Below are 327 nucleotides of genomic sequence, written 5' to 3' on the forward strand. Positions count from 1 at the left end.
CTAAGGTTTCCTGGGGAAGGTAAATCCGCCCAGGGTTAGCCGGAGCCTAAGTCAAGGCTGAAAGGCGTAGACGATGGACAACAGGTTAATAATCCTGTGCCACCGTAACAGCGTTGAGCATGGGGGGACAGAGGTGTGAAGGTTATCAAGTCCAATAGACACGGCTTGTTCAAGCCGGAGATGTTGTCTCAGGCAAATCCGAGACGTATGGCATCGAAGGTGAGTACGTGGGCGTATGCCCTTAAGTAACTGGAGCATCTTTCAAGAAAAGCCTCGTTTGCGAGCTGTTATGGTGTCCGTACTAAAACTGACACAGGTAGGCGGGGA

1 rRNA gene is annotated in these 327 nt (G+C 51.4%); it reads left to right on the plus strand.

The window, feature by feature from the left end:
• A 23S ribosomal RNA gene (locus tag MST27_RS22330) occupies positions 1-327 on the plus strand; the annotation flags it as partial.

The organism is Stutzerimonas marianensis (assembly GCF_022810315.1).
In the GTDB taxonomy this organism is placed as follows: domain Bacteria; phylum Pseudomonadota; class Gammaproteobacteria; order Pseudomonadales; family Pseudomonadaceae; genus Stutzerimonas; species Stutzerimonas marianensis.